The 7507-nt window shown below is 61.3% G+C and carries 5 protein-coding genes and 2 pseudogenes; 4 read left to right on the top strand and 3 right to left on the bottom strand.

The genetic code is table 11. The annotated features are described in order from the left end of the window. The first annotated feature begins 338 nt into the window (after nt 1–338). Genes LJE91_10220 through LJE91_10210 form a run of 3 tightly spaced genes read left to right on the top strand, consistent with a single transcriptional unit; the run spans nt 339 to nt 3365 of the window. A complete protein-coding gene (locus LJE91_10220; protein MCG6869068.1) occupies nt 339–1481 on the top strand; it encodes an ABC transporter permease in 1143 nt (380 codons plus the stop codon). Beyond that, nucleotides 1465–2295: an ATP-binding cassette domain-containing protein gene (locus LJE91_10215; GenBank protein MCG6869067.1), complete on the top strand. Its 831-nt coding sequence runs from the start codon at nt 1465–1467 to the stop codon at nt 2293–2295. Before LJE91_10220 ends, LJE91_10215 begins: the two co-directional genes overlap by 17 nt. Continuing rightward, nucleotides 2292–3365 (top strand): MlaD family protein, encoded by a 1074-nt coding sequence (locus tag LJE91_10210; GenBank protein ID MCG6869066.1) that lies wholly within the window; start codon nt 2292–2294, stop codon nt 3363–3365. The genes LJE91_10215 and LJE91_10210 overlap by 4 nt, the downstream gene beginning before the upstream one ends. A 124-nt stretch (nt 3366–3489) precedes the next feature. On the opposite strand, the pseudogene LJE91_10205 reads toward LJE91_10210, so the two are convergent. Next, nucleotides 3490–4224, bottom strand: a pseudogene (locus LJE91_10205) (sulfite exporter TauE/SafE family protein). A 544-nt stretch (nt 4225–4768) separates the two neighbouring features. On the opposite strand from LJE91_10205, the gene ppk2 reads away from it, so the two are divergent. Further along, the gene (gene ppk2 / locus LJE91_10200; GenBank protein ID MCG6869065.1) at nt 4769–5683 is read left to right on the top strand and encodes a polyphosphate kinase 2; all 915 of its coding nucleotides are present in this window, start codon (nt 4769–4771) and stop codon (nt 5681–5683) included. 400 nt (nt 5684–6083) lie between these two features. Here ppk2 and LJE91_10195 read toward each other — a convergent pair whose 3' ends face one another. After that, nucleotides 6084–6839: a TerC family protein gene (locus tag LJE91_10195; protein ID MCG6869064.1), complete on the bottom strand. Its 756-nt coding sequence runs from the start codon at nt 6837–6839 to the stop codon at nt 6084–6086. 59 nt (nt 6840–6898) lie between these two features. Further along, a pseudogene (locus LJE91_10190) lies at nt 6899–7192 on the bottom strand (hypothetical protein). Between the last annotated feature and the right edge of the window lie 315 nt (nt 7193–7507).

The raw sequence follows: 7507 nt of genomic DNA, 5'->3' as shown, positions 1-7507 counted from the left end.
TGACATACCAGATCGCGCCGGGTGAGCTGCGAAGCAGTGAACGGCTTGGGCAGGAAGCCCAAGACCGGTGCCCAAGCAAAGCAGGGACAGCGCCGCGCCGGGATCGTTCGTCATCAAGACGCGACAACAGGCGCATCGTCGGACGATGGAACGGTTGTCGCAACACAGAGGACGGGCGACAAAGACAAGCAGCATGGTATGTTACTTGACGGAAATCGCCGAAGTTTTACCCGGTGACTGCCGGCGTCGGGCCGGCGGTCCCTGTCTCACCGCACCGGGCAAGGCCCGGATCCAAGCGCTCTGCGGCATCCATGCGCTGACCTCTTCGCGAGGCGCCGATGCAGGACACAGATCCCCCCCCCACGATTCGCTTGTCTCCCTCCGGTAGCCAGGGCGTTCAACTGGCGCTTTCAGGGGCCTGGACCCTGGATCGCATATTCCCCTCCGACGAAACCGTTCGTCAACTACTCGCCCAACCGGACCCGCCCCAGTCCATTTCATTCCAGGGGCAGGCGGTTTCCGCCTGGGACAGCGGCCTGCTGACCTACCTGCTGGAACTCGTCAAGCTGGCGCGTTCGCGGGGAATCAAGACGGATCTGTCGGGACTCCCCGGCGGGGTACGTCGACTCATCGCCCTTTCGCTCGCGGTCCCGGAACACCACACGCCCCATGCAGTCGCATCCCAAATCGGCTTGCCCGAGCGCCTGGGCCGCGCCTCGATCAAGGCGAGCCGGGGTGTGTCCGACTTTCTCGTCTTCCTCGGTCAGACCGCGATGGCGTTTTCCGCCTTGATCCGCGGCCGAGCCCGCCATCGGCCTGCGGACTTCCTCCTGCTGCTACAGGAAGCGGGCGCCCAGGCGTTGCCGATCGTCAGTCTGGTCAGCTTGCTCGTCGGGCTGATCCTTGCCTTTATCGGCGCCGTGCAACTTCGGCAGTTCGGCGCGGAGATCTATGTTGCCGACCTGGTGGGGATCGCCATGGCACGGCAGATGGGCGCACTGATGACCGGGATCATCCTCGCGGGACGGACCGGGGCCGCCTATGCGGCGCAACTGGGCACCATGCAGGCCAACGAGGAGATCGACGCCCTGCGCACACTCGGCGTCTCCCCGATCGAGTTCCTGGTCGTACCACGCGTGCTGGCCATGCTTCTCATGATGCCGCTGCTCAGCGCGTACTCCGTCCTGATGGGCATACTCGGCGGTGCCCTCGTGTGCGTGACCTCGTTTGATATCAGCTTCATGGAGTACTACACGGAGACCGTCGTCACCGTCACCCTGCCCGATTTCATTGCGGGGACGATCTACTCCGTGGCGTTCGCGGCGATCGTCGCGCTTTCCGGTTGTCTGCGAGGCATGCAGTCGGGAAGAAACGCCTCGGCCGTCGGCACCGCCACGACTTCCGCGGTCGTCACGGCAATCGTCTGGATCGTCGTGGCGGACGCCATACTGACCGTGCTTTTCAATGCCATCGATTTCTGAGACACCGCCGACGGGCACATCCGGGCAGGCGCGACCCCATATCGAGGTGCGAGGCCTCACCCTGGCATACGGTGATTTCGTGATACAACGCGACCTGAATTTCACCATCCGCCGCGGGGACGTGTTCGTCATCATGGGCGGCAGCGGATGCGGCAAGAGCACCCTGATGCGCAGCATGATCGGTCTGATGCCGCCGACCCGGGGGAAGGTGGTCATCGACGGCGTCAGTTTCTGGAACGTATCGACGGATGCGCGGGACCGGATGATGCATCGTTCCGGCGTCACCTATCAGGGCGCCGCGCTGTGGAGCTCGATGACCCTCGCCGAGAATGTGGCGTTGCCGCTGGAGCAATACACCGAACTGCCCGCCGAGACGATCCGCGATCTGGTTGAACTGAAGCTGTCGCTGGTCGGACTGGCCGGTTTCGGAGACTATTATCCTTCGGAGATCAGTGGCGGCATGCGCAAGCGGGCGGGACTCGCGCGGGCCATTGCACTTGACCCGGACATCCTGTTCTTCGACGAGCCGTCGGCGGGACTGGACCCAATCAGTTCGCGGCGCCTCGACGATCTGATCACTGAATTGCGGGACAGCCTGGGTGCGACCGTTGTGCTTGTGACGCACGAACTGCCGACGATCTTCGGTATCGGAAACAACTCGGTGTTCCTCGATACCGACACCAGGACACAGCTCGCCACCGGCGATCCCAATGTCCTGGTGGCGGAATCGCCGGACCCCCGCGTCAGGGCGTTTCTCACCCGGGGCGAATTCGATGCGTCCGCCCTTCACCCATCGGCCGGAGAGAACACTTGAGCAGGCAGGCGAATCCAAAGCTCATCGGCGCCTTCGTCCTGGGTGCCATCGCGCTCATTCTGATCACGGTGTTCATGTTCGGATCGGGCAAGCTGTTCAAGCACACGATCACGGTGGTCATGTACTTCCAGGGATCCGTCAACGGGCTGGACGTGGGTGCGCCGGTCAAGCTGCGCGGCGTAACCCTCGGCAGGGTGTCGCGGATCAATCTCGTCTACGATACCCGACGCGACGTCCTGCTGATTCCCGTGGTTGCCGAGCTGGAACCCAGCCTCCTGGTCACCGACACGAACGGAAACATCGAGGCGCTGCACGGAGTGGAGGCCGAGGAAGCGGTCCAGCAGGGCGTGGCGCGTGGGCTGCGCGCGCAACTCGTGCCGCTGAGTCTGCTGACGGGCAAACTTTTCATCGAACTGGCAAACCGGGAAGACACCCCGGCCACCCGGGTGAGCAGGGACCCCCGGGTTCTGGAGATCCCGACGATTCCGTCCACGGCCGACCAGATCCTGGAGGTCGTCCGTACGGCAGCCAAACGCTTCAACGAACTGCCCTACGACGAGATCGTCAGGGACATCGAGCAGACCCTGGCGGCGTTTCGCCAGATCGCCTCGTCGCCGAAGATCCCCAATACGCTAGATCACGTCAATGTCGCGGCGCAGAAACTCGAGGGAATCCTGAGCCAGCTGGATACTCGTCTGGAAGGCGTGATGAACCAGCTCGACAGAACCCTGGTGGCCGGCGCGTCCCTGGCCAACTCCCTCAATGCGCAGGTCGACCCGATTTCAAGTGAGTTGCGCGACGCGATTGAAGGGGTCGCGGCACTGACTCAGAATCTGGACGACCAGGTTCAGCCCGTATCCGAGGCGACACTTGCGCTACTGGGAAGCGCGCGGCGCGCCGCGGAGAGCGCGACCGGGCTCCTGGACGGAAACGACCCCTTGGGCTTCGAGGTCTATCGTACGCTGCGCGAGCTGTCACAGGCCGCCCGATCCCTGCGAATCCTGGCCCAGTATCTCGAGCGCCATCCCGATGCACTCCTGCGGGGCAAGTCCCGCACGGGTGCCAGATAAGCGTCACGGCCATGGCGCCATCCGGTACGAGACCCGTGGCTGACACGGGAGGGCGGGCGCCAGCCGCGGAGCCGCCGGATGAGATCCGGTCCGACCACAAACCGGCAGCGAACTGGATCGTGAGCACGACCGCCATCCCAAGCAGCACCCTTCTGAGCCAGATTCGATAGGTCTCCTGCTCGATCCCGCCCTGAAGGCGCATCCCGGCAAGCAGGGCGACAGCGGCAACCGCCGCCAGCGGCAGCGTGGCCAGCACCAGGGGGCCCGTCAACATACCCACCTGGGCAAAGGCCCCGACCTGCACCGATTTGCCCACCAGAAAGCAGAGATTGAAGACCTGCACCATGACCAGTGGGGTCATGCCGACCTCCAGGGCGAAGATGACCAGCAGGGGCACCATCACGTTGACGGTTCCCGCGGTGAATCCTGCCGCCAGTCCGAAGACCAGGTAGGCCACCCAGGGACGATCGCGGATCCATCCCGTCCGAACGATGCGCAGCCGATCACCCGCCAGATGCAGGACGATGATCGCCGCCAGCAGCAGGCGAAAGGGTCCGGGGTCAACGCTGATGAGCAGCCAGGTCCCGGCAAGGGTTCCGATCGGGATCATCAGCACCAGCGGCCAGTAGCGACCGATGCTCTCGGACCAGCGCCCTCCGCGCAGGATACTGATGATGTTTACCGTGATGGTCGGCAGCAGAACAACGAGCACGGCGCTGCGGATGTCGATCAGGATGGCCAGAAAGGGAGTCGCCATCAGCGGAAACCCCAGCCCGAAGATGCCATGGACCAGTCCAGCCAGGAGCACGATCGCCCCCGCGAATATCCAGAACAGGATGCTCAAGGATTCAAGGTCCATAAGATGCCGATGATACGAGTCGATCCCGTTGCGGGTCGAGAACCGTATGTTTTGAACCCAGTGGCGCCCGCGATCCCCGGCGCAGTACAACAAAATCCTGTCATGCTGACTCCTTGAGGCCAGAAAGGAACTTCCCCATCGCGCAGGGATCGTTCGGCCGGCCTTCAGGAAGGTTGCGCTTCAATTTGGAAGACCGGAACCGCGACACGCCACCTGTCGTCACCATCGAAACCGTTCATGGTGGAGACTCGTTTGGTCCTGCAACGCTGTGCCTTGTTCTGGCCGGATGGGCTCTGTCGCCACTGCGCAGGGTCGTGCAGCGTATGCGCCCTCGGGTCGGCTGGAAGATGACCGACGGACGGTGACGCTCGGACATCGCGGTGAGGTCGAACCCGCTACCGTCGTTGTCGCTGCGAAGTACCGTACCACCGGCGCTGCGGCGACCGCGGCGTTCTCCAGTGCGTTTTCTGCCGGCAGGGCCCGGTGAATTCTGGTGATATACTGACTTCGTTTACGGATCAACTTCACCGGCAGTGTGAGTACCATGAAGGACACCGCTCAGAATTCGGAACTCGTTACCTTTCGCGGAGAGCAGATGAGCGTCGCTCAATTGCTTGACGAGTACGGTAAGCTCCGCAACGACCTGGCCAAGACCAAGAACGAGAACCGCAAGGCGGTTACCAAGCGGCGTCGGGAAAAGTCCCTCAAACCCTACCAGGCCGAACTGATCTGTTTGCAGAAATACCTGGAAAAAACCGGCACACGGATGATCATCCTGTTCGAGGGGCGGGACGCGGCGGGCAAGGGTGGAACCATACGCCGAGTCACCCGCTACATGAACGAGAAACACTACCGGGTGGTCGCCATGGGCAAGCCCACCGAGGAACAGAAAACCCAGTGGTTCTTCCAGAAGTACATCACCCAGTTCCCCCGCGGCGGCGAGATCGTGCTGTTCGACCGGAGCTGGTACAACAGGGCTATTGTCGAGCCGATCTTCGGATTCTGCACCCACGAACAGTACGAGAACTTCATGCACGGCGTCGTCGGATTCGAAAAAGATCTGGTACGTCAGGACACCATCGTGGTGAAGCTCTATTTCAGCGTCACCGAGGACGAGCAGGAAAAGCGGTTCGAGCGCCGCAAGACCGATCCGCTCCGGCAGTGGAAGCTGTCCGAGATCGATGTGCAGGCCCAGGACAGATGGGACGAGTTCACACACCAGAAGCACGAGATGCTCAGACGCACCCACACCTCCCAGGCACCCTGGACAGTGATTCGATCCAACAACAAGTACCGGGCTCGCCTAAACGCCATGAAGGTGATCCTCAACTCGGTCCCATATGAGCGCAAGAATCTCGAGCTGGACTATGTCCCCGATCCGGAAATCGTTATCTCCGGCGCCCGGGAACTCGAGATCATGGGCGCACAGATGTTGCGCGAAGGCAAATTCACGGGCTGACACGATCGAGCGCGGTCCCCGCTGTCGCCCCGCACGTCGATAAGGGAATACCCGTCGATCCGATAGTGACCGGACCGGAGATGTCGGCGGCCCGATCATCCGCTGTTCAACCGCTGCAATGGTCCATTCGCCGGCCCTGGCGACAACGCCCGCATGCAGGGAGGACCGGACGACCAGCGCGTCACTCGTCAACCGATTCTGGAAGTCGGTTACTTGCCAAATGCCCGGGTGAATGCCGTTGGCCCTAGGAGCCTGTCGGATTTAGGCGATCGTAGCGAGCATGGTGGGAGAGCGAGACAAAAAGTTCGCGATTTCGAGGCGCATAGTGGGCCTACGCAACGAGGAATCGGGGATTTTTTGGCCGTTCTCCCATCAGCGCAGTAGTAAAGCCGACAGGCTCCTAGCGTGGCCCTGGTGACTTCGGCCCATGCAATGTCACGGGCTTAGCGTGTTTCTTGCGCATGTGGATATTGAGCATCTCGACCAATACGGAGAAGGCCATTGCGAAGTAGATATAGCCCTTCGGGATATGCATCTCCAGTCCCTCGCCGATCAAGACGACACCAACGAGTATCAAGAAGCTCAGCGCCAGCATCTTGATGCTCGGGTGCGCATCGACAAACTCACCAATCCCCTTTGCCGCGAACATCATGACGCCGACGGCGATGATGATGGCGACGACCATGACGGGCACGTCATCTGCCATCCCGACTGCGGTGATGACTGAATCCAGCGAGAATACGATATCGACAATGGCGATTTGCCCCAAAATCATCCAGTAGCTGGTACTGACCTTGACCTGATGCTCCCCTTCTACCTTGCCTTCCATACTCTCCCAAATCTCCTGAGTACTTTTCCACAACAGGAACAGGCCGCCGAAAATCAGGATCAAGTCACGTCCCGAGATCCCCTGGTCAAGGATCGTAAACAAGGGATTGGTCAGTCGCATCATCCAGGCTAAAGACAGCAACAGCAGGATGCGCATGATCATGGCCATGGCCAACCCTTGGATGCGAGCCGCATTGCGTCGCTCCGCAGGCAGCTTGCCGACAACAATGGAGATGAAAATGATGTTGTCGATACCCAAGACGATCTCCAGCGCCGTAAGGGTAGCCAGGGCCATCCAGGCCTCGGGCCTGAAGATCCAATCGAACATGCCGGTATTCTCCAAATGGTCTACAGGAACGGACTTCACTGGTTCGCCGGGCAACCGCGTTACCTTTCGAGGCACGTGGTTCTCGTTCTCCACCCATGGATAGAACGCCTCCAAGTTCCCCCCGAATGGGCGCCTCGCTTGTCAACTCGGTAACCGCCGTTTCCGGATCGGGCATGCTGGCAGAAATCTCGGGCCGCCTCACGGAAGGGCAGCAAAAACCAGTACGCCAGCGCCGGTAGCAGCAGGATGGCGCCATGCATGTTGACCACGAACACGAGCGTCAGAAGGATGCCCATGTCGGCCTGGAACTGCAACAGCGAGAAGATTCAGGTGCAGACCCCGATCGGCAGGGTGAAGGCGAGGCTGAGCGGGCACGGTGCGATGATGGCGAACGCCAACCCTAAAAACATCACCACACACCCGGCGCCCTTGGTGATGTCACCCTAGATCTTGGCGAACCCGATGATGTGCATCGTCACATCGATGTCCCCGGTGCCGATTCGGCCGCGGATCTTTTGACGAGGGTGTCAACCCCGCTACCACGGTCTGTTGCCATCGTCATTCGTGAGTCCCCCAGTAGACCGCCTGGTCTGAGGGGTAGTCCAGTCAGTCTTTCACACCACAATCCGTGAATATTCCGCAGTTTCTCCATCGCACCAGCAGCTAAG

Source organism: Gammaproteobacteria bacterium (assembly GCA_022340215.1).
Taxonomy (GTDB): Bacteria; Pseudomonadota; Gammaproteobacteria; order JAJDOJ01; family JAJDOJ01; genus JAJDOJ01.
Note: the sequence above shows the minus strand (reverse complement) of the source record. Positions and strands in the feature narration are given on the sequence as shown.

Bases quoted from the DNA above. Each gene is read 5' to 3' on its own strand.
- LJE91_10195 (MCG6869064.1), bottom strand. From the start codon at position 6,839: ATGTTCGATTGGATCTTCAGGCCCGAGGCCTGGATGGCCCTGGCTACC.
- LJE91_10220 (MCG6869068.1), top strand. From the start codon at position 339: ATGCAGGACACAGATCCCCCCCCCACGATTCGCTTGTCTCCCTCCGGT.
- LJE91_10215 (MCG6869067.1), top strand. From the start codon at position 1,465: ATGCCATCGATTTCTGAGACACCGCCGACGGGCACATCCGGGCAGGCG.
- ppk2 (MCG6869065.1), top strand. From the start codon at position 4,769: ATGAAGGACACCGCTCAGAATTCGGAACTCGTTACCTTTCGCGGAGAG.